Genomic DNA, 21,304 nt, shown 5'->3' on the forward strand with positions numbered 1-21,304 from the left:
TTCTAACTATGTCTAAGTTAGGTTTGAAATTCTTTAAGCCAACCGAAAAATTTAATGGAAATTGGTCTATCTTAGAAGAAAAAAGTAGAGAATGGGAGAAAATGTACAGAGAAAGATGGAGTCACGATAAAGTTGTCAGAACGACTCACGGTGTAAACTGTACAGGCTCTTGTTCATGGAAAGTGTTCGTGAAAAATGGTGTGATTACATGGGAAAATCAACAAATTGATTATCCTTCTTGTGGACCTGATATGCCTGAATTTGAACCTAGAGGATGTCCGCGTGGTGCTTCTTTTTCATGGTATGAATATAGTCCATTACGTGTGAAATTCCCTTACGTTAGAGGTAAGTTGTGGAAACTTTGGAAAGCTGCTTTAAGTGAATACGGAGATCCTGTTGTCGCTTGGGCATCCATTGTTGAAGATGAACAGAAAGCTGAAATTTATAAAAGTGCACGCGGTAAAGGTGGACATGTTCGCGTAAATTGGAGAGATGTTACACAACTCATCGCAGCACAAATTATATATACTGTGAAAAAATATGGTCCAGACAGAATTGCTGGATTTACACCTATACCGGCTATGTCCATGATTAGCTATGCTTCAGGTGCGCGTTTTATATCGTTATTAGGTGGGGAAATGCTTAGTTTTTATGATTGGTATGCTGACTTACCACCTGCTTCACCACAAATATGGGGTGAACAAACGGATGTGCCTGAATCAAGTGATTGGTATAACGCCGGTTATATTATTATGTGGGGATCGAATGTACCATTAACGCGTACACCAGATGCGCATTTTATGACTGAAGTAAGATATAAAGGTACTAAAGTTGTGTCTGTCGCACCAGACTATGCTGAAAATGTAAAATTTGCTGATAACTGGTTAGCACCAAATCCTGGTACAGATGCAGCATTAGCGCAAGCTATGACACATGTCATTCTTCAAGAATATTATGAAGATAAACAAGAAGAAATGTTTATCAACTATGCAAAACAATACACTGATATGCCTTTCATCATACAACTTGATAAACATGGAGAAGGTTATAAAGCAGGTCGTTTCTTAAGATCAAGTGATTTAGGTATGGAAACAGAACATGCAGAATGGAAACCAGTAGTTTACGACCAAAATAGTGAACAACTTGTCATACCTAATGGAACGATGGGACAAAGATATGAAGAAGGCGTTAAATGGAACTTAAATTTAGTAGGTGAAGATGGAAAAGAAATAGATCCAGCTCTATCTTTTAAAGACCATGATTCTAAAGTGATCACAATTCAATTTCCGTATTTTGATAATGATGGAAATGGTATTTTCGAAAGACCTATTATCGTTAAAGAAATCGAAAATAAGGACGGAGAAACAATTTATATCGCCACAATATACGACTTAATGACAAGTCAATATGGCGTAAGAAGATTAAATCATCCACTTGAAGCATCAAGTTATGAAGATGAAAATTCTATGTATTCACCTAAATGGCAAGAAAAAGTAACAGGTGTTAAATCTTCAATAGTGACGCAAGTGGCAAGAGAATTTGCGCAAAATGCAGTTGATACAAATGGTCGCTCAATGATTATTATGGGGGCAGGTATCAATCACTGGTTTAACTCTGATACAATTTATCGCTCTATATTAAACCTTGTTATATTATGCGGATGCCAAGGTGTAAATGGTGGCGGATGGGCGCATTACGTTGGTCAAGAAAAATGTCGTCCGATAGAAGGTTGGTCAACGATTGCTTTTGCGAAGGATTGGCAAGGACCACCTAGACTTCAAAATGCAACAAGTTGGTTCTACTTTGCAACGGATCAGTGGAAATATGAAGAGTCTGGTGTTGATAAATTACAGTCACCATTATCAAATGAATTGAAACATCAACATCCAGCTGATTATAACGTATTAGCTGCACGATTAGGATGGCTACCATCATATCCTCAATTTGATTGTAATAGCTTATTGTTTGGAGAAGAAGCGAAAGATGCAGGGGATGACTCAAATGAAGCGATTCTTCAAAGGGCAATTGAATCAGTAAAATCTAAAAAGACTAAATTTGCTATAGAAGACCCAGGTGCAAAGAAAAATCATCCAAAAACATTGTTTGTATGGCGTTCAAATTTAATCTCTAGTTCAGCAAAAGGACAAGAGTACTTTATGAAACATTTATTAGGTACTAAATCAGGTCTATTAGCAAATCCTAATGAAACAGATAAACCAGAAGAGATTGTTTGGCGAGAAGAAACAACTGGCAAATTAGATTTATTAGTTGCGCTAGATTTTAGAATGACAGCAACACCGTTGTATGCAGATGTCGTATTACCGGCAGCAACATGGTATGAAAAACATGATATATCTTCTACTGATATGCATCCATTCATACATCCGTTTAACCCTGCAGTTGACCCATTATGGGAATCAAAATCAGACTGGGATATTTATAAAACGTTAGCAAAATCTGTTTCTGATTTAGCGAAGACACATATGAAAGGCACATTTAAAGATGTTGTGACAACACCTTTAGCACATGATTCTAAACAAGAAATTTCAACACCTTACGGAATTGTTAAAGATTGGTCTAAAGGTGAAATTGAAGCAATACCTGATAAAACGATGCCTGGTTTCGCGGTTGTAGAAAGAGATTATACAGTTATATACGATAAATATATATCAGTTGGACCGTTGTTAGAAAAAGGTAAAGTCGGTGCTCATGGTGTAAGTTTCTCAGTTAAAGAGCAATACGATGAATTAAAGATTATGTTAGATACGTGGGAAGATGACACTGTTAAAAATGGTCTCCCTAGAATGGATACAGCACGCAAAGTAGCAGATGTCATATTGAATGTTTCATCAGCTTCAAATGGTAAAGTCTCACAAAAATCTTACGATGATTTAGAAGAACAAACGGGGATGACATTGAAAGATATTTCTAGTGAACGTGCATCAGAAAAAATAACATTCCAAAATATAACAGCACAACCGAGAGAAGTTATACCGACAGCAGTATTCCCTGGATCAAACAAATTAGGTAGAAGATATTCGCCATTTACGACAAATATCGAACGTCTTGTACCGTTTAGAACGTTAACAGGTAGACAAAGTTATTATATTGATCATGAAGTATTCTTACAGTTTGGAGAGAACTTACCTATCTATAAACCAACATTGCCGCCAATGGTATTTGGTACGAAGGATAAAAACATAAAAGGTGGCGTAGATACATTAGTATTAAGATATTTAACGCCACATGGTAAGTGGAATATTCATTCAACATACCAAGATAATTTGCATATGTTGACGTTATTCAGAGGTGGTCCAACTGTTTGGATTTCAAAAGAAGACGCAATGGCGAACGACATTAAAGATAATGATTGGTTAGAAGTATATAACAGAAATGGTGTCGTTACAGCAAGAGCAGTTGTATCGCATAGAATGCCTAGAGGTACGATGTTTATGTATCATGCACAAGATAAACATATTGAGACACCTGGATCAGAAATTACAGATACTCGTGGTGGTTCACATAATGCACCTACACGTATTCACTTGAAACCTACGCAATTAGTAGGTGGTTATGCACAAATTAGTTATGGCTTTAATTACTATGGGCCAATTGGAAACCAAAGAGATGTATATGTTGCGATCAGAAAAATGAAGGAGGTAGATTGGCTTGAAGATTAAAGCGCAAGTAGCTATGGTTATGAATTTAGATAAATGTATAGGATGCCATACATGTAGTGTCACATGTAAAAGTACATGGACAAATAGACCAGGCGCTGAATATATATGGTTTAATAATGTTGAAACGAAACCTGGTATCGGTTATCCGAAACGTTGGGAAGACCAAGAAACTTATAAAGGTGGTTGGGTACTCAACAAAAAAGGAAAATTAGAATTAAAGTCAGGTAGTAAACTATCTAAAATTGCACTGGGTAAAATTTTCTATAATCCTGATATGCCAGAAATGAAAGATTATTATGAACCGTGGACATATAATTATAAACATTTAACTACAGCTAAAGAAGGAAACCATTCTCCAGTAGCAAAAGCAGAATCTGTTATTTCAGGCAGAAAATTAGATATTAAATGGGGACCGAACTGGGAAGATGATTTAGCGGGTGCTCATGTTACAGGACCTACTGATCCAAACATTCAAAAAATCGAAGAAGAAATTAAATTTAACTTCGACCAAACATTTATGATGTATTTACCAAGACTGTGTGAACATTGCTTAAACCCAAGTTGTGTTGCGTCATGTCCATCTGGTGCAATGTATAAAAGAGATGAAGACGGTATTGTACTTGTCGACCAAGATGCATGTCGTGGTTGGAGATACTGTATGACTGGTTGTCCATATAAGAAAGTATATTTCAACTGGAAAACGAACAAAGCAGAAAAATGTACATTCTGTTTCCCTCGAGTTGAAGCTGGTTTACCAACAGTATGTTCTGAGACTTGTACAGGTCGTATGAGATATTTAGGTGTATTACTCTATGATGCTGACAAAGTTCAAGAAGCAGCTTCTGCAGAAAACGAAAAAGACTTATATCAAAAGCAACTTGATCTATTTTTAGATCCATTTGATGAAGATATTATTCAACAAGCTGAAAAAGATGGTATTTCACAAGATTGGATTGAAGCGGCACAAAATTCACCAGTTTATAAATTGGCAATAGAATATAAATTAGCATTTCCTTTACATCCTGAATATCGAACATTGCCAATGGTATGGTATTGTCCACCGTTAAGTCCAATTATGAATTACTTTGAAGGTAAAGATTCTATTAGAAATCCAGATATGATCTTCCCAGCAATAGAAGAAATGAGATTACCTGTTCAATATTTAGCAAATATGCTAACAGCAGGTGATACGAAGACGGTTAAAGAAGCATTGCAAAAAATGGCGATGATGCGTAGTTATATGAGAGCTAAATCAAGTGGTAAAGACTTTGATATTTCAAGACTTGAGCGCGTAGGACTTACGGAAAGACAAACGAAATCGATGTATAGATTACTCGCGATTGCTAAACATGAAGATCGTTTTGTTGTACCGACATCTCATAAAGAAGGTTACATGGATACTTACAGAGCACAAGGTAGCCAAGGATATGGTGGCGAAATGTTTGGCTCAAATTGTGATGGTTGTGGTGTTCAAGGATTATCAGAGCAAAAATCCGGACAAGAAATATACAATGAGAACTTCTATGGAGGGATTTTCCGTGATTAATTTAGATGCATTATATGAACTTAAAGAAAGCTTTGGTTTCTTTAGTAACCAGTTAACTTATCCAGAAAAGTTAGACTTTCATCCTAAAGCATTTGATAAAGCTTTCGATACCAATCATCCGGCTTATCGTGACATTAAGCAATACTGGGAAAATATGCATGATATTTCATTAGATGATATTCAAGAAGTGTATACAAGAACGTTTGATTTTGAAAAAAAGACGACGTTATATATGACGTACAATAAACTAACAGAACAAAAAGAACGAGGACAAATGCTTGCAAGATTAAAAGTACTTTATGAAATGTTCGGGCTAGAAATGCCTCAAAATGAACTGTCAGATTTTTTACCGCTTATGCTTGAATTCTTATATGCTGCAGAGTGGAGAGGTGACAGTCGTGCACAAGAAAGTTTAACGCTTGTTGTGATGGTCATTGAAGATGGAACATATGAATTGCTTCAAGCATTAGGTAAACAAAACAGTCCGTACTTTCATTTGATTAAAGCAATTAGAGAAACGTTAAAATCATGTGTAGCAGAGCAAGAGAAGGTGATCAACGGTGATTAATCAATTTATATGGGTTATCTATCCTTATTTATGTATCGCTATTTTTATTATCGGTCATTTATTCAGATTTAAATATGATCAATTTTCATGGACAGCAAAGTCTAGTGAGTTTATTGAGAAGAAACAATTGATGTGGGGAAGTATTTTATTTCACTTAGGTATTATTCCAGTTATATTTGGACATATAGTTGGTTTAGGCATACCTGCAGAATGGTTAAGTAGTGTCGGCGTTAATGATCATTTATATCATATCGGTGCAGTTTATATTGGAAGTATTTTCGGTATTGTGACATTAATCGGTATGGTTCTGTTAACAGCTAGAAGAATTACGAAACAAAATGTAAGAAGGCTAAGTTCAGCTTCGGACATTATAGTAAATATATTATTGTTAGTTATCGTATTGATGGGTTGTATTTCAACATTATGGACGAACGCGACAACACCAGACTTTGATTATAGACAAACAATTTCTGTTTGGTTTAGAGGATTATTAATCTTTAAACCAGATGTTGCTTTAATGAATGACGTACCTTTAACATTTAAGCTACATATTATTTTAGGATTTTTAATCACAAGTTTATGGCCATTTACGAGATTGGTACATGTTTGGAGTGTTCCACTTAATTACTTTAGTAGAAGTTACATTATTTACAGAAAACATAAAACGAATTAAACTATAAGTAAAAGTGAGGTGTTTAAAATGTCTAATGATTTTGATTTTCAGGAACAGTTGGATCTTATTCGTAGTACTTATGGTGTTGATTTTGTCGGATTAGCAATGACTTCTGAAAACTCTGCTCACTTTCATATAAAATGGCAGTATGTATCTGGAAATTTAAATCATAGATATCAAAACATCGTATTAAGAAGCGGAAGAGGAATAGCAGGAATTGTTATCAAAAGTGGGAAACCTATTGAAATTCGTGACTTGAAAGAAAGCCCTTATCATGATCAACTCTTTAACTATCCAATTGTTCAAAGTGAACAATTAACATCATTACTTGCGATTCCATTATGGAAAAAGTATCGAGTTTATGGAGTGCTCTTATTAGGACAGCGAGATGATAAATTATTTCCTGAAATAGATATGAATGATTTTAATCGCTTTGGACCATTTTATGGAAAGGACATGATGAATGTATGAGTTCAGAAGATGCTTCAATATTAATGGATATATTAAAACAATACTATGAAAAAACGAGCGAAATGATTGTGTTTTTAAATAGTAAAGGACAGGTTATTAATATGAATGAAGCTGCCCGAAAAGTAATCTCTGAAGACAATCAATCATCATTGACACATGCCATTTGTAGTAGGTGTGAAGGTTATTCAAATGAATATGCCTTACAATCATGTAGAGACTGTTTTTTAGAGTCTTCAAAGATTGGCAACACTAGCTTTCAAGTGTTTATGCAGACGAATAGCGGGACTGTTGAACCTTTTACAGCGACTTATCAAACGATTAGTCAAGAAGACGATGTTAAAGTGTATACATTACAAAATGTATCACCACAAATTGAAAGACAACAGAAATTACATCAGCAAACGATGATCCAAAAAACAATATCCGCACAAGAAAACGAGCGTAAAAGAATTTCTAGAGAATTACACGATGGTGTTGTTCAAGAATTGCTTAATGTCAGTGTTGAACTTAGATTATTGAAATATCAGAATGATATTGACGAATTGAAGCAACAATCTCAACATATTGAAACGTTAATGTCTCGATTAATCGATGATATTAGAAACTTATCTTTAGAACTAAGACCTTCATCATTAGATGATCTTGGATTAGACGCAGCATTCAAATCATATTTTAAACAGCTTGAGAAAAATTTCGGTTTCCATGTTCACTATCATTATGATTCGTCTATTAAACGTTTTAATACGGAAATAGAAACAGTCGTTTATAGAATTGTACAAGAAGCAGTGTTTAATGCATTAAAGTATGCTAATGTGGATAGTGTTGATGTACATATGTCTTGTGATGGAAATGAAATAGAAGTTGAAATTGCTGACCAAGGGAATGGATTTGTATTAGGTAGTCAGCCAAAAGGTTCAGGATTAGGTATATATGGTATGAAAGAACGGGCTGAAATCGTTGGCGGTAAAATCAATATCGAAAGTAAACTTAAAAAAGGTACAAATATTAAATTGAATGTACCAATAGCATAAATGGTGGGTGGTATATATGAAAATCGTAATAGCAGATGATCATGCAGTGGTGAGAACAGGCTTTTCAATGATTTTAAATTATCAAGAAGACATGGAAGTTGTTGCGACAGCTGCAGATGGTATAGAAGCATATCAAATGGTTGCAAAACATTCACCAGATGTATTGATCATGGATTTAAGTATGCCACCTGGTGAATCGGGATTAATCGCAACTGGTAAAATATCAGATGACTTTAAGCAAACTAAAATATTAATATTAACAATGTATGATGATGAAGAATATTTATTTCATGTATTAAGAAGTGGTGCTAAAGGATATATCTTGAAAAATGCACCAGATGAAGAATTAATACATGCTGTAAGAACAATATATAGAGGCGATATGTATATTGATTCTAAAGTCACGAGTTCACTTGTGAATGAACTTTTTAATCATCAAGATAACAGTGATCAAAGTAATTCTGATCCATTTAAAATATTATCTCAAAGAGAACTAGAAATCTTACCTTTAATTGCAAAGGGCTATGGTAATAAAGAAATTGCGGAGAAATTATTTGTTTCTGTCAAAACAATTGAAGCACATAAAGCGAGAATTATGGATAAACTTGGTTTAAAATCGCGCCCAGAATTAGTTGAATATGCTATGAAGAAAAAATTATTGGACTTCTAAAATGAAATTGACCTGATAAATATTTGGCTCAAAAGCCTCAATTTATCAGGTCTTTTTATGTTTTTTTAGTGTATTGAATTTATAAATGAATATAGGGATTTTCCATGTTTCAATAAGGGGATATCCTTATGTGCACTTTTTCACAAATAACCTACAATAATATTGGAAAGATTATACATAAAGATTAATTTCGAAGGGTGAAAAACATGAGAAATAACTTAGGAAAAGTTCAACTACCACTCCAAACCTTTAGTTTAATGGCAGGATTTATGGTTTGGAGTATACTCGCACCTTTAATGCCTTATATTACACAAGATATAAGTGTTGAAGAAGGTCAGAAAGCTATTATTTTAGCAATCCCCGTTATTTTAGGATCAATATTAAGAATACCGATTGGCTATTATACGAACTTGTTAGGTTCTAGATTGGTATTTTTAGCGAGTTTTATTATTTTATTGTTTCCAGTATTTTATTTAAGTCAAGCACATTCAACTACAGGATTGATGATTGCAGGATTCTTTATTGGTCTTGGTGGTGCAATCTTTTCAGTAGGTGTTACATCTATTCCTAAATATTTTCCAAAAGAAAAACATGGTTTTGCGAATGGTATTTATGGAATGGGTAATTTAGGGACAGCCGTATCATCATTTTTAGCGCCTCCAATAGCAGGCATTATCGGATGGCAACATACTGTTCAACTTTATTTAATCGTATTACTTATCTTCGCAGTATTAATGTTTATCTTTGGAGATAAGGAAGAACATAAAGTCAAAATTCCAATGATTTCACAAACGAAACAAGTCATCAATAACTATAAACTTTACTATTTTAGTTTCTGGTATTTTATTACGTTTGGTGCATTTGTTGCATTTGGTTTGTTCTTGCCAAACTTTTTAGTGAGTCATTTTGAAATTGATAAAGTAGATGCTGGTATTAGAACAGGTATCTTTATTGCAATCGCAACATTACTTAGACCAATAGGTGGTATGTTAGGAGATAAATTTAATGCTTTAAACGTATTGAAAGTATTCTTTATCGGTTTAATAGCAGGTGCAATCGTACTTTCAATATCACATCATCTCATTTTGTTTACGATTGGATGTTTGACGGTAAGTGTTTGTGCAGGTATTGGTAATGGACTTGTATTTAAACTTGTGCCGACATACTTCACAAAAGAAGCGGGTGTTGTAAACGGAATCGTATCTATGATGGGTGGACTCGGCGGATTCTTCCCACCATTAATTATAACGTTAGTAACGAGTTTGACTGGTTCAAATCATTTAGCATTCTTTATGCTCGCTATATTTGGTGTGATTGCACTCGTTACAATGATGCATATGACTAAAATAGAAAGAAAGCATGTATAGGGAGCGGGACAGAAATCTAATTTGTATAAAAAGATTTCGTAGTCCCGCCCCGGCAAGGATGACTAGAGTTGAAACAAGCTTGATTCAAGCGCATTTTCAATTCAGTCATCTACTGCCAAGATAATAATAAGGCTGAGGCAATGTTTTGTCTCAGCCTTACAATTAATTGAGGATAAAAGCGTTTAACTCTATAATAGAGTTAAAGAGATTCGTGAAAGGTTGATATAAATGAACGAACGTTATTCTCGTCAAATTTTATTCGATAAAATTGGAGAACAAGGTCAAGGAAGAATTGAACAAGCGAGTGTCACTATTGTAGGCATGGGTGCACTTGGTACTCATGTTGCTGAACAGTTGACTAGGTCGGGTATAAAGAGACTCAATATTATTGATCGAGATTATGTTGAATCGTCAAACTTACAAAGACAAACATTATTTATAGAGAATGATATTAAAGAAATGTTACCTAAAGTTGTAGCAGCAGAAAGACATTTAAAGAAAATTCGTGAAGACATTACAATAAAATCTTATATTGCGCAATGTGATGCAAAGTTATTACATGAAGTAGCGCGTTACTCAAACATTATTATTGATGCGACAGATAATTTTAATACGAGACAAATTATTAATGATTTTGCGTACAAGATGAATATTCCGTGGATATATGGCGCATGCTTAGAATCTACTTATGTTCAAGCGGCTTTTGTGCCTAAAGAAACACCTTGCTTGAACTGTGTATTACCACAATTGCCAGTGATTAATAGAACTTGTGACACAGTAGGCGTGATAAATCCGGCAGTAACAATGGCAGCAAGTTTACAAGTTGCAGATGCACTTAAAATATTGGCTGGTTATTCATTTACGCCTAAAATTACGTACGGTGATGTTTGGTTCGGTGAACATCAATCATTTGGATTTGAACAAATGAAACGAGACGATTGTGAGTCCTGTGGAGCAGAACCAACTTATTCAAAATTATCAAATTCAGACAACCAACTAACGGAATTATGTGGCCGACATACTGTTCAATATATAAACGAGAAGCTTAATCGACCAGCTATTGAAAAGTTTGTTGCTCAAAATGGATTATTGCATCGTTCTAATGCGTATATGATTCAGTATTTATACAATGACCATCGTGTCGTAGCATTTAATAATGGTAGGTTATTAATTCATGATTTGGATTCTGTAGAAGAAGGTAGACAGTTTGTTGAGAATATGTTTGGATAGGAGTTAAATCGATGAGTGTAGTTAATAGAATAGATCGTCTTATAAATGTGGCAGTTTTAACCGTAAGTGATACGAGAACGAAAGAAACAGATAAAGGTGGACAACTTGTTCAACAATATTTGAAAGATCTCAATGTTGAAATTAGAGAGGGGCATTATCAAATTGTTAAAGATGATGTCACTGAAATTCAAACGCAAGTGAATGAGTGGCTTAATAATGATGTTGACGCCATTATTACAACTGGCGGTACAGGTATTAGTCAAAGAGATGTTACGATTGAGGCGATTAAGCCTTTACTAGATAAAGAAATAGAAGGATTCGGTGAGATATTTAGATATTTAAGTTATACAGAAGATGTAGGTACGAGAGCGATACTTTCTAGAGCAATTGCAGGTACAGTAGGGCATCAAGTTATTATTTCAATACCGGGTTCTACAGGTGCAGTCAAATTAGCAATGGAAAAGCTCATAACTAAAGAATTGAATCATTTAGTACATGAGCTTAATAAATAACTATTGGCGTTTGAAGTCGCCATTTTTGCCACCAGTCTTATAAGATAAATATGTTTCACCAATAACCATGCCTTTATCAACAGCTTTACACATATCATATATTGTTAAAGCTGTAACACTTGCAGCAGTTAAAGCTTCCATTTCTACACCCGTTTGACCTTTCGTCTTAACGGTTGCTGAAATGTTTATTGTGTATGGTTGATCTTTATCCCATTCGTAAGAGATATCGATGCCTGTTAATTGAAGAGGGTGACACATAGGTATCAATTGGCTTGTATTCTTTGCGGCCATAATGCCTGCAATTTGTGCTGTGCCAAGTACATCGCCTTTTTTATTTGTTGCATTTTTTATTTGATCATAGATTGTTTGATTTACTTTAATACTTGAGTTTGCAATTGCGATACGTGTGCTTGTTTCTTTATCTGAGACATCGACCATTTTTGCATGGCCTTGCTCGTTAAAATGTGTAAATTCAGACAAAATCATCATCCTTTCTAAAGATATTATAACATGTAAGTTTAAATAAATTGATAGGGAGTGTAGACAATTGGCAGTTGAAATGAGAACACCTATACCAGTGAAAGAAGCAATTGAACATGTTATTAAAGTAGTAAAGCAGTTAGAGACAGAAACAGTATCAATAAATGAAAGTTTAAACTATATACTTGCTGAAGATATTAATGCAACTTACGATATTCCTCGATTTGATAAATCACCTTATGATGGATTTGCAATTAAAAGTGCTGATTCTAAAGGGGCATCAGGAGATAATAGAATATCATTTAAAGTTGTAGATCATATCGGGGCTGGAACAGCTTCAAACGTCACTTTAAATAGCGGAGAAGCGGTACGTATTATGACTGGCGCACCTATACCTGAAGGTGCAGATGCAGTTGTAATGTTTGAACAAACAGTGGAAACAGAAACAGGATTTACTATTCGTAAACCATTTACGGAAGGTGAAAATGTCGCTTTTCAAGGAGAAGAATGTAAAGAAAATGAATACGTCTTACATAAAGGTCAACGTATTAACAGTGGTGTTATTGCTGCGTTGGCAACATTTGGCTACGAAACTGTAAAAGTATCCAAAAAGCCAACCGTTGCTGTCATCGCAACAGGTAGCGAGTTAGTAGGACCAAATGACCCATTAGAACCAGGCAAGATTAGAAATTCAAATGGTCCAATGATTGAATCGTTATGCAAAGAAGTTGATATCGAAGCTACTACATATAACATTCAAGAAGATAATCTCCAAGGTTGTATTGATATAGTTGAAAAAGCAATGTCAGAACATGATATCGTGATTACAACTGGTGGCGTATCAGTTGGAGACTTCGACTATTTACCGAAAGTGTATGATGCAATTGGAGCAACAGTACTCTTTAATAAAGTGCAAATGAGACCGGGTAGCGTAACAACGGTTGCATACAAAGATGAGAAGGTGTTGTTTGGTTTATCAGGCAATCCATCAGCTTGTTACTCAGGATTTTATTTGTTTACAAAGCCAACCATTCAAAAAATGATGTCTGCAAATGCTATTTATCCAGTCATTATAGATGCGAAGTTGAATGAAGACTTTAAAAAAGCTAACCCATTTACGAGATTTATTAGAGGGAAATTATCCTTCACTTCACAAGGTGTTTATGCTGAACCTTCAGGGTTTAATAAATCAAATGCGGTCGTAGCAATTGCTAAAAGTAATGGTATGATTATTTTACCTAGTGGAACAAGAGGTTATCAAAAAGGTGACGATGTGAAAGTTCTATTAACGGATCATCAGTCATATGAAAGTCAATTAACACTATGAAGATATTACAAATAGTTGGTTATAAAAATAGTGGTAAAACAACATTAATAAATGAATTAATTAAAGAATGTCGCAGTCAGCAATTAACAGTATCTACAATTAAACATCATGGGCATGGTGCAGACGAAATTTCTTTTAATCATAAAGAAGTAGACAGTTTAACGTTTATTAATAGCGGTGCTAAAGAAAGTATCGTGTTGGGTAAACATTTAATAGAGAGAGTAACGTATGAAGAGAAGCCGTTGCAGCAAATAATAGATGAAGATTTGTCTATTGAGCCTGATGTACTACTAATTGAAGGATTTAAGCATGATCATTTTCCAAAAGTACTTTTAACGAAGCAATCTCAAGATTTGGAACAAACGTTACAAAATATTGTATATCAGTTTGATGCGTTTAATCTTGAAGAAAAGAAAAACTTTAAAGTTTGGTTTGAAAATTGGTTGAAAAAGTAGGTGTAGAAGTGAAACAATTTGAAATCGTCAATGATCCAATAAATCCTGAGCTATACAGAAACTGGACACTCAATGAAAAGCAAGGTGCAGTTGTTGTCTTTACAGGACATGTTAGAGAATGGACAAAAGGCATTAAAACAGAGTACTTAGCTTATGAGGCATACATCCCTATGGCAGAGAAGAAATTAGCTCAAATTGGTGATGAAATTAAAGAAAAATGGCCAGGTACAATAGTTGCAATTGCACATAGAATTGGTGAATTACAAATATCAGATATAGCTGTTGTTATCAGTGTATCTTCACCGCATAGGCAAGATGCTTATAAGGCGAATGAATATGCAATTGAAAGGATTAAAGAAATCGTACCAATCTGGAAAAAAGAAATATGGGAAGATGGAGAAGAATGGCAAGGTAGTCAAAAACAATACCATTCTTCTATTCAAATGGAGGGTGAATAATGAAAGTATTGTATTTTGCTCATTTAAAAGAAATAATAAACATAAATGAAGAGCAAATAACTCTTAACCAAGACTACTCTGTGTTAAACTTTAAGCAATATTTAGTTGAGAAGTATCCAGAGTTAAAGGATGAAACTTTTCAAGTTGCTGTAAATGAGGAATTTGTGCAAGAATCGAGTGTTATAACAGACCAAGATGTTGTTGCATTGATTCCACCAGTTAGTGGAGGGTAAAGAGAAAATGATAGCAATAGTTCTAGCTGGCGGTAAGTCCAGTAGATTTGGTTCACCAAAAGCGTTAGCGACAATTAATGGAGAAGTTTTTTATGAAAAAATCATTCAAACTTTAAATCAAACGAATTTATTTGAAAAAGTTGTGATTAGTACGAATGAAGAATTGAAAGATTCATTCAATCACCATAATGTTGTCGTAGATTTATCAAAGTACAAAAATAATGGTCCTTTAGGTGGGATATATAGCGTGATGCAAAAACATGATTCGGAATGTTATTTTGTGATTGCTTGCGATACACCTAAAATTACCGAAAAAGCGATTAGTCATTTATATCAATTTTTTATTTCGCGTGTAATGGAAGAACAGCTAGACATTGCTGGATACGAAGCAAATGGTAAAAAAATGCCGACGTTAGCATTTTATAGTCATCGTGTCGAAGCGGACATTAAAGAAGCGTTAGACCATGAAGCCTTTAGAATGAAAGAAATATACGAAAAGAAACCTTCACAATGGTTAGATGTATCAAATGTGAATGATTCAACTAATTGGTACCAAAACATAAATTACATTGAAGATTTAGAAAAAGCTGAGTCTTAACGATTGTATAGGTAGAGGGGGCGTTACGATGCATCAACCTATCAAAGATAAATTAGGAAGACCAATTAGAGATTTAAGAATATCCGTTACCGACCGATGTAATTTTCGCTGTGATTACTGTATGCCAAAAGAAATTTTTGGAGATGATTACGTCTTCTTACCTAAAGAAGAATTGTTGAGTTTTGAAGAAATTACGAGATTATCTAAGTTATACAGCTCACTTGGTGTAAAGAAAATTAGAATTACAGGCGGAGAGCCGCTTCTAAGACGAAATCTATATGAGCTTGTAGAAGCTTTGAACAAAATAGAAGGTATCGAAGACATCGGACTAACAACAAATGGTATGTTGTTAAAAAAACATGGATTGAATTTATACAATGCAGGACTACGTAGAGTGAATGTAAGTATAGATGCAATGGATGATGAATTATTTAAATCGATTAATAATCGTCAAATATCCGCTTCTCAAATACTCGATCAAATAGATTATGCAGTGAGCATAGGTTTAAAAGTTAAAGTGAATGTCGTAATCCAAAAAGGGGTGAACGACCAAGAAATACTACCACTTGTTGAGCATTTTAAAGAGAAAAACATTATCGTAAGATTTATAGAATTTATGGATGTAGGTAATGATAATGGGTGGAATTTTGATAAAGTCGTCACTAAGAAAGAAATGTTAAATATCATTTCTTCAGCCTATGATGTAGAACCAGTAGAAGCCAATTATTTTGGAGAAGTGGCAACATACTATCGCCATAAAGATAACGGCGCACAATTTGGTTTGATCACGAGTGTATCAGCATCGTTTTGTTCATCATGTACACGAGCAAGAATTTCATCTGATGGTAAATTTTATGGTTGCTTATTTGCTGAAAAGAATGGCTATGATATAAAATCAGAGCTAAGAAGCGGTAAGACGGACGAAGAATTATTAACCATATTAAAATATTTATGGAATATAAGAGATGACAGATACTCAGATGAACGAACAGCAGCTACAGTAGCTAGACGAAAGAAAAATAAAATTAATATGAACTATATAGGTGGTTAGATTAGAAGTTAGGGACAGAATTCTGAGAAATGTCTCTAAATGAGCGCCCATCTAATTACCACAATTCGGAATAATGGAAGATAGCACCTTCTAATACAACTAAAACAAGCTAGGACACTACAAATGTCCTAGCTTGTTTTACTATTTCATAAAATATTTTCCAATAATCATATCCAATGTTTCTTTTGAAAGTACGAGTGTCTGTTCGTTTGCTTTTTTGAGCATTTCTTCAGTATTTTCATCATTAAATTTGATAGATTTAGAGAAGTAAGGTGCAAATACATCGATAAAACTATTCAGTACTCTTTCTTCATCTGTTATTGTGTTTATCTCACTCATTGGAGCAACTTCTAATTGATGGAAGTCTAGGTGTTTCTTAATTGTCGCAAATATAAAGTCATTTGATGGTGGATTCTGATTGGTTGCGTGATAAATTTTATGATTTTCTGCATAATCACATGCTACTGTGAGTACTTGTACAACATAATCAACTGGTACGAAATTCGACGTATGACTGGCATCTCCAAATAGTCTATATATTGCATGATCTTTCTTTTTTTCTACACGTCTTTTGAAGACTTTTAATGCTTTCATAAAGCCATACAGTGTAAAGTTTGAATCAGCTTCTCCTGTTACAGAATCGCCTATTATAATTGCTGGACGAATGATTGAAGTTGCCATTGTTTTTCTTTGCATCACGATATGTTCAGCTCTAATTTTAGTCGCTTCATAAGGATTGTTTGTTGGTGAATCGATTGAATGTAGTACTTCATTACCACGTTCTTGCTCACCAACTGTATAGGCTGTTGATACATATAAAAAATGCTTTGTATGTATTTGTTCTGCTAAATCCAAAGCATGTTGTGTGCCGATATAATTGATTTGATAAAGATCATCTGCAAGTTCGAAATTAAATTTGACGAGTGCAGCTAAATGATAAAATTTATCTATTTGAGGTATCGTTTCAATATCATTTTCAGACACACCACATAATGTTTCTGTAATGTCACCATTAATAAAGTGAATTCTTGAATGATACGATGGATTTAATTTATTGAGCAATTGATCTTTCTTCTGCTCACTCCTGTATAATACATAAAATTGCTTTTGTGCATCTTTTGCAAGTGATTGTATTAACTCTGCACCTACAAATCCCGTAGCACCTGTTAAAAAAATGTTCATGTTTCCACTCCGATTCTAAGTTTCTGACTATATTTTGAATGATGACTATCTGAAAGTAAAGTATTTTAATAAGTGTTCACATATAACATTGCTATTTGAAATTTGTTAAGCAATAATATTAGGTAATAGATATAAAAGGAGCGTATTTCATGAACGAACAAAAGATGGCTAAGCCTTCAATATTTTTAATCGTGATTCTCGGTTTATTAACCGCATTTGGACCATTTTCAATAGATATGTATTTACCAGCATTACCAGAAATCAGTCGTGATTTTGATACAACAACGTCAAACACGCAATTAACGCTTACACTCTTTATGGTTGGTTTAGCAGTTGGACAAGTATTTGTCGGTCCACTATCTGACTTTATAGGACGTAAGCGACCACTCATGGTAGCACTGATTGTATATACAGTTGCTTCAATACTATGTGTATTTGCACCTAATATATACGTCATGATGGCATTACGCTTTGTACAAGGTTTTACTGGTGGGGCAGGGGCAGTTATTTCCCGGGCAATTTCCAGTGACTTATATAAAGGTAAAGCTTTAACGAAATTCTTAGCGATATTAATGCTTGTTAATGGTGTAGCCCCTATTTTAGCACCTGTATTGGGTGGTATTATATTATCATTTTCAACTTGGAAAGTGGTCTTTATTTTATTAACGATATTCGGCTTTATTATGTTTGGTTTATCTTCATTAAAATTAACAGAATCATTACCAGAAGCAGAACGTTCATCAGGTAGAATCAGTGAAGTGCTAACAGACTTTAAAAATTTACTCAAAAGTCCAAAATTTTTAATGCCTTTATTTATACAAGGATGTACATACGCATTGTTATTTAGTTACATATCCGCTTCATCATTCATAACGCAATCTGTCTATCATATTTCACCATTAGCTTTTAGTTGTATGTTTGCTTTTAATGGTCTTGGATTAATATTATCAGGTCAAATTATTAATAAATTAGTCGACTATTATGACGAACATGTACTTATGCGTTTATTCGGAATGATTCAAATTATAGGTGTGATTATCGTTTCAATCACATTAATGAATGGCTTATCCATTTGGATATTAATGATTGGATTCTTCATACTTGTTAGTCCAGTATCTGCAATTGGTACGACTGGTTTTTCTATTGCGATGGCTAACAATAAAGGTGGCGCTGGAAGTGCGGCAAGTTTATTAGGACTATCTCAATTTCTATTCGGTGGTATCGTTTCACCGTTAGTGGGTATAAAAGGAGAACACGAAGTATATCCATATGTCCTTACGATTATTATCGTTTCAATATTGCTGATTATTTTATTTTTCATTAATAGTAAAGTGTTTAAAAGAGCAGCTTAAAAGTAGGAGGTATGTACATGAATTTAAAATTTGATCATATTATTCATTACGTAGACGGTATAGAATCAATTGAATTTCCACATCAATATATTCAAGCCATCCAAGGTGGTAAACATACACAATTAGGAACGTACAATCAATTAAGTTATATAGATTTACATTATATAGAGTGGATTGATGTCTTTGATGCAGCTTTAGCGCGTTCGTATGCTCAAACGGAAGAAGGTAGATTAAGCTTTGCGAATACGTTTAAAGATGAGCATGTACAAGAAGGATTTAAAAGGATCTGTCTTAGAACACAAAATATCGATAGCGTTAAGACTCATCTAGAGCAATTTGATTTAGATATTATAGGTCCAATTGAAATGTCGAGAACGAAACCTGACGGCACAACGATACAATGGCAATTACTATATTTAGATGATAAGCAAGAGTTAAATTTACCATTCATCATTCAGTGGGGCGAAAGTGATGAAGAAAGAGAAGCTTCATTAGAAGATAATTTTCATTATAACTTATCAATTGATGAAGTGACGATTCAAGTCGGTAATCTTCAAGAATCGAGTCAAAATTGGCAATCATGGTATGGATTGAAAGTGATTGAAACAAACGAAGAATTTGTTAAGTTAGGCTTCAAAGAAGATGATGTTGTCATTAAACTTACAGAGGATGCAGAAGAGAAATACACAACATTAATACTCTCATCAACAAATATAAAAAAAGACACGCGCATTTTATATAAAGGCGCGTGTTACGAATTCAAAACTAATTCGCATAAACATTGAGATAGACACTTTGAATAATAATACCTAAATGCACGAGTGCAATCAAGGCGCTTATAATGGCTATAAATAATATAGATTTACGAGCATTCTCGAGAATAAAGACGATGCTCAGTAGCAAGGTGAAGGCAACAGTTATGATTCGATAACTTAAATAATTAATCGTGCTATCAAAATTTAGACTGACCGCAATCAGTATGATATTTATAATAATAAAAAGCGTTAGAACAAGTTGTCTCATATATTTCAATCCTAACTGTATGTTTTGTATGACAAGTATAACAAATATTGGTCTTTTGCGTGAAATTATAGTACGTTTCATTGTATAATTAAAAGACGAATTGATAAAAAGGAGATTTATAAATGACGATAAAGAAAATGAATATCACTCATGAGCAACATGATGAATTTGTAAAGCAACATCCAAATGGTGATATGTTGCAACTTACAAAGTGGGCAGAATCCAAAAAGCTTACAGGTTGGTATTCTCGTCGTATAGCAGTGGGCGATGGTGAAAAAATAACAGGTGTAGCACAACTTTTATTTAAGAAAGTGCCAAAGCTACCATATACATTATGTTACATATCTAGAGGTTTTGTTGTTGATTATAAAGACGAAACATCTGTTAAAGTACTTTTTGAATTATCTAAAGAAATTGCACGTAATGAGAACAGTTATGCCATTAAAATTGACCCAGATATAGAAGTGGATCAATCTGAAGGTGTTCTTGAATATTTAACTTCATTAGGATTTGAACATAAAGGTTTTGAAGATGGATTAAGTAAGAAATATATCCAACCTAGAATGACGATGATCACTAAAATCGATCAACCTGAAGAAGACTTAATGCAAAGCTTTGATAAACGAAACCGTTCACGTGTGAGAAACTCTCTAAAAAGAGGCACTGAATTAGTCATCGGTAACCGTGATGACTTAAAAATCTTTGCGAAAATCATGGAAGAAACAGGCGAGCGAGATAATTTCTTAACAAGAGATGTTTCATACTTTGAGAATATTTATGATCATTTACATCCAGATGGGGATTGTGAATTATTCTTAGTCAAAGTAGTGCCAGATACAGTTCTAAAAGACTTATTCAAAGAACGTGATGCACTATTAGAAGAAAAAGAAAAATTAGCGAATAGAAGACAAACTAAAAAAGTTGTTAATCAGTTAAATGATGCTGATGAAAAATTAGGTAACTTTGAAAAACGTATTCAAGAAATGGAAGAATTAAAAAGTAAAAAACCAGATGGCGTGTATTTATCAGGTGGTATCTTAATCTTCTCAGGTAAGAAATCATATTATTTATATGGTGCGTCATCAAATGAATATCGTGAATTTTTACCGAATCATCGCATGATTATTGAAATGATGCGTTTTGCTAAAGAAAAAGGCGCTACTAAGTTTGACTTCGGTGGTACGGATAATAACCCAGACCAAGACCATGAACATTATGGATTATGGGCATTCAAGAGAGTTTGGGGCACTTATTTAAGTGAGAAAATCGGCGAATTTGATTATGTATTAAATAAACCACTTTATACTGCAATCGAGAAAGTTAAGCCAGCAATAGTCACTTATAAAAGAAAAATCGAAAAGAAAATCAAAAGAAACTAGACATAAGATTAAGGCACT

The 21,304-nt window shown here is 34.0% G+C and carries 21 protein-coding genes; 19 read left to right on the forward strand and 2 right to left on the reverse strand.

Features of this window, described 5'->3' with window-relative positions; translation table 11 throughout:
- Positions 1-8 precede the first annotated feature (8 nt).
- The 10 genes from LQ694_RS04230 to LQ694_RS04275 all read left to right on the forward strand — a co-directional run bounded on the left by LQ694_RS04230 (position 9) and on the right by LQ694_RS04275 (position 11,748).
- On the forward strand, positions 9-3,680 hold the full coding sequence (locus LQ694_RS04230) for a nitrate reductase subunit alpha (RefSeq protein WP_218697207.1): 3,672 nt from the start codon (positions 9-11) through the stop codon (positions 3,678-3,680).
- Entirely contained in the window at positions 3,670-5,226 is a 1,557-nt protein-coding gene (gene narH / locus LQ694_RS04235; protein ID WP_058612384.1) for a nitrate reductase subunit beta, read from the forward strand. Before LQ694_RS04230 ends, narH begins: the two co-directional genes overlap by 11 nt.
- Positions 5,219-5,794 carry a nitrate reductase molybdenum cofactor assembly chaperone gene (gene narJ / locus LQ694_RS04240; protein ID WP_218697208.1) on the forward strand — a complete coding sequence of 192 codons (576 nt, stop codon included), beginning with the start codon at positions 5,219-5,221 and terminating at the stop codon, positions 5,792-5,794. Before narH ends, narJ begins: the two co-directional genes overlap by 8 nt.
- Positions 5,787-6,467 carry a respiratory nitrate reductase subunit gamma gene (gene narI, locus LQ694_RS04245; protein ID WP_218697210.1) on the forward strand — a complete coding sequence of 227 codons (681 nt, stop codon included), beginning with the start codon at positions 5,787-5,789 and terminating at the stop codon, positions 6,465-6,467. Before narJ ends, narI begins: the two co-directional genes overlap by 8 nt.
- A gap of 27 nt (positions 6,468-6,494) precedes the next feature.
- Positions 6,495-6,938, forward strand: coding sequence for a nitrate respiration regulation accessory nitrate sensor NreA (nreA, locus tag LQ694_RS04250; protein ID WP_058612381.1), 444 nt, complete (start codon positions 6,495-6,497; stop codon positions 6,936-6,938).
- Entirely contained in the window at positions 6,935-7,969 is a 1,035-nt protein-coding gene (locus LQ694_RS04255) for a sensor histidine kinase (protein ID WP_048541111.1), read from the forward strand. Before nreA ends, LQ694_RS04255 begins: the two co-directional genes overlap by 4 nt.
- A 16-nt stretch (positions 7,970-7,985) precedes the next feature.
- Positions 7,986-8,639 (forward strand): nitrate respiration regulation response regulator NreC, encoded by a 654-nt coding sequence (gene nreC / locus LQ694_RS04260; protein WP_058612380.1) that lies wholly within the window; start codon positions 7,986-7,988, stop codon positions 8,637-8,639.
- Positions 8,640-8,845: 206 nt separating this feature from the next.
- Positions 8,846-10,006 (forward strand): nitrate/nitrite transporter, encoded by a 1,161-nt coding sequence (locus LQ694_RS04265; protein WP_231493099.1) that lies wholly within the window; start codon positions 8,846-8,848, stop codon positions 10,004-10,006.
- A gap of 228 nt (positions 10,007-10,234) precedes the next feature.
- Positions 10,235-11,236, forward strand: a complete 1,002-nt coding sequence (locus LQ694_RS04270; protein WP_218697214.1) for a ThiF family adenylyltransferase — start codon at positions 10,235-10,237, stop codon at positions 11,234-11,236.
- Positions 11,237-11,247: 11 nt separating this feature from the next.
- The gene (locus LQ694_RS04275) at positions 11,248-11,748 is read left to right on the forward strand and encodes a MogA/MoaB family molybdenum cofactor biosynthesis protein (RefSeq protein ID WP_058611882.1); all 501 of its coding nucleotides are present in this window, start codon (positions 11,248-11,250) and stop codon (positions 11,746-11,748) included.
- Here LQ694_RS04275 and moaC read toward each other — a convergent pair whose 3' ends face one another.
- Positions 11,749-12,228: a cyclic pyranopterin monophosphate synthase MoaC gene (gene moaC / locus LQ694_RS04280; RefSeq protein WP_048541103.1), complete on the reverse strand. Its 480-nt coding sequence runs from the start codon at positions 12,226-12,228 to the stop codon at positions 11,749-11,751.
- A gap of 67 nt (positions 12,229-12,295) precedes the next feature.
- Here moaC and LQ694_RS04285 point away from each other — a divergent pair, with 67 nt between their 5' ends.
- Genes LQ694_RS04285 through moaA form a run of 6 tightly spaced genes read left to right on the forward strand, consistent with a single transcriptional unit; the run spans position 12,296 to position 16,350 of the window.
- Positions 12,296-13,555 carry a molybdopterin molybdotransferase MoeA gene (locus tag LQ694_RS04285; RefSeq protein WP_218697216.1) on the forward strand — a complete coding sequence of 420 codons (1,260 nt, stop codon included), beginning with the start codon at positions 12,296-12,298 and terminating at the stop codon, positions 13,553-13,555.
- Positions 13,552-14,010 carry a molybdopterin-guanine dinucleotide biosynthesis protein B gene (gene mobB, locus LQ694_RS04290; RefSeq protein ID WP_218697218.1) on the forward strand — a complete coding sequence of 153 codons (459 nt, stop codon included), beginning with the start codon at positions 13,552-13,554 and terminating at the stop codon, positions 14,008-14,010. The genes LQ694_RS04285 and mobB overlap by 4 nt, the downstream gene beginning before the upstream one ends.
- Before the next feature lie 8 nt (positions 14,011-14,018).
- Positions 14,019-14,468 carry a molybdenum cofactor biosynthesis protein MoaE gene (locus LQ694_RS04295; RefSeq protein WP_065381728.1) on the forward strand — a complete coding sequence of 150 codons (450 nt, stop codon included), beginning with the start codon at positions 14,019-14,021 and terminating at the stop codon, positions 14,466-14,468.
- Positions 14,468-14,701, forward strand: a complete 234-nt coding sequence (gene moaD / locus LQ694_RS04300; RefSeq protein WP_058611885.1) for a molybdopterin converting factor subunit 1 — start codon at positions 14,468-14,470, stop codon at positions 14,699-14,701. The genes LQ694_RS04295 and moaD overlap by 1 nt, the downstream gene beginning before the upstream one ends.
- Before the next feature lie 7 nt (positions 14,702-14,708).
- Positions 14,709-15,299: a molybdenum cofactor guanylyltransferase MobA gene (mobA, locus tag LQ694_RS04305; RefSeq protein ID WP_058611886.1), complete on the forward strand. Its 591-nt coding sequence runs from the start codon at positions 14,709-14,711 to the stop codon at positions 15,297-15,299.
- Between the two features lie 28 nt (positions 15,300-15,327).
- Positions 15,328-16,350, forward strand: a complete 1,023-nt coding sequence (gene moaA, locus LQ694_RS04310) for a GTP 3',8-cyclase MoaA (protein WP_058611887.1) — start codon at positions 15,328-15,330, stop codon at positions 16,348-16,350.
- A 141-nt stretch (positions 16,351-16,491) separates the two neighbouring features.
- Here the strand turns inward: moaA and LQ694_RS04315 are convergent, their stop codons facing one another.
- A complete protein-coding gene (locus LQ694_RS04315) occupies positions 16,492-17,532 on the reverse strand; it encodes an SDR family oxidoreductase (RefSeq protein WP_096791990.1) in 1,041 nt (346 codons plus the stop codon).
- 149 nt (positions 17,533-17,681) lie between these two features.
- On the opposite strand from LQ694_RS04315, the gene LQ694_RS04320 reads away from it, so the two are divergent.
- From LQ694_RS04320 to LQ694_RS04330, 3 genes are all read left to right on the forward strand, one after another.
- A complete protein-coding gene (locus tag LQ694_RS04320) occupies positions 17,682-18,884 on the forward strand; it encodes a putative multidrug effflux MFS transporter TcaB (RefSeq protein WP_058611889.1) in 1,203 nt (400 codons plus the stop codon).
- A 17-nt stretch (positions 18,885-18,901) separates the two neighbouring features.
- A complete protein-coding gene (locus tag LQ694_RS04325) occupies positions 18,902-19,669 on the forward strand; it encodes a VOC family protein (RefSeq protein ID WP_218697220.1) in 768 nt (255 codons plus the stop codon).
- A 366-nt stretch (positions 19,670-20,035) separates the two neighbouring features.
- Complete coding sequence (locus LQ694_RS04330; protein ID WP_179296658.1) at positions 20,036-21,286, forward strand: lipid II:glycine glycyltransferase FemX; 1,251 nt, start codon at positions 20,036-20,038, stop codon at positions 21,284-21,286.
- Positions 21,287-21,304: the final 18 nt, after the last annotated feature.

The organism is Mammaliicoccus sp. P-M58 (genome assembly GCF_022386165.1).
In the GTDB taxonomy this organism is placed as follows: domain Bacteria; phylum Bacillota; class Bacilli; order Staphylococcales; family Staphylococcaceae; genus Mammaliicoccus; species Mammaliicoccus sciuri.

Coding starts and splice junctions, on each gene's coding strand:
- LQ694_RS04230 (WP_218697207.1), top strand. CDS start 9: ATGTCTAAGTTAGGTTTGAAATTCTTTAAGCCAACCGAAAAATTTAAT.
- nreA (WP_058612381.1), top strand. CDS start 6,495: ATGTCTAATGATTTTGATTTTCAGGAACAGTTGGATCTTATTCGTAGT.
- LQ694_RS04255 (WP_048541111.1), top strand. CDS start 6,935: ATGAGTTCAGAAGATGCTTCAATATTAATGGATATATTAAAACAATAC.
- nreC (WP_058612380.1), top strand. CDS start 7,986: ATGAAAATCGTAATAGCAGATGATCATGCAGTGGTGAGAACAGGCTTT.
- LQ694_RS04265 (WP_231493099.1), top strand. CDS start 8,846: ATGAGAAATAACTTAGGAAAAGTTCAACTACCACTCCAAACCTTTAGT.
- LQ694_RS04270 (WP_218697214.1), top strand. CDS start 10,235: ATGAACGAACGTTATTCTCGTCAAATTTTATTCGATAAAATTGGAGAA.
- LQ694_RS04275 (WP_058611882.1), top strand. CDS start 11,248: ATGAGTGTAGTTAATAGAATAGATCGTCTTATAAATGTGGCAGTTTTA.
- mobB (WP_218697218.1), top strand. CDS start 13,552: ATGAAGATATTACAAATAGTTGGTTATAAAAATAGTGGTAAAACAACA.
- moaD (WP_058611885.1), top strand. CDS start 14,468: ATGAAAGTATTGTATTTTGCTCATTTAAAAGAAATAATAAACATAAAT.
- mobA (WP_058611886.1), top strand. CDS start 14,709: ATGATAGCAATAGTTCTAGCTGGCGGTAAGTCCAGTAGATTTGGTTCA.
- moaA (WP_058611887.1), top strand. CDS start 15,328: ATGCATCAACCTATCAAAGATAAATTAGGAAGACCAATTAGAGATTTA.
- LQ694_RS04315 (WP_096791990.1), bottom strand. CDS start 17,532: ATGAACATTTTTTTAACAGGTGCTACGGGATTTGTAGGTGCAGAGTTA.
- LQ694_RS04320 (WP_058611889.1), top strand. CDS start 17,682: ATGAACGAACAAAAGATGGCTAAGCCTTCAATATTTTTAATCGTGATT.
- LQ694_RS04325 (WP_218697220.1), top strand. CDS start 18,902: ATGAATTTAAAATTTGATCATATTATTCATTACGTAGACGGTATAGAA.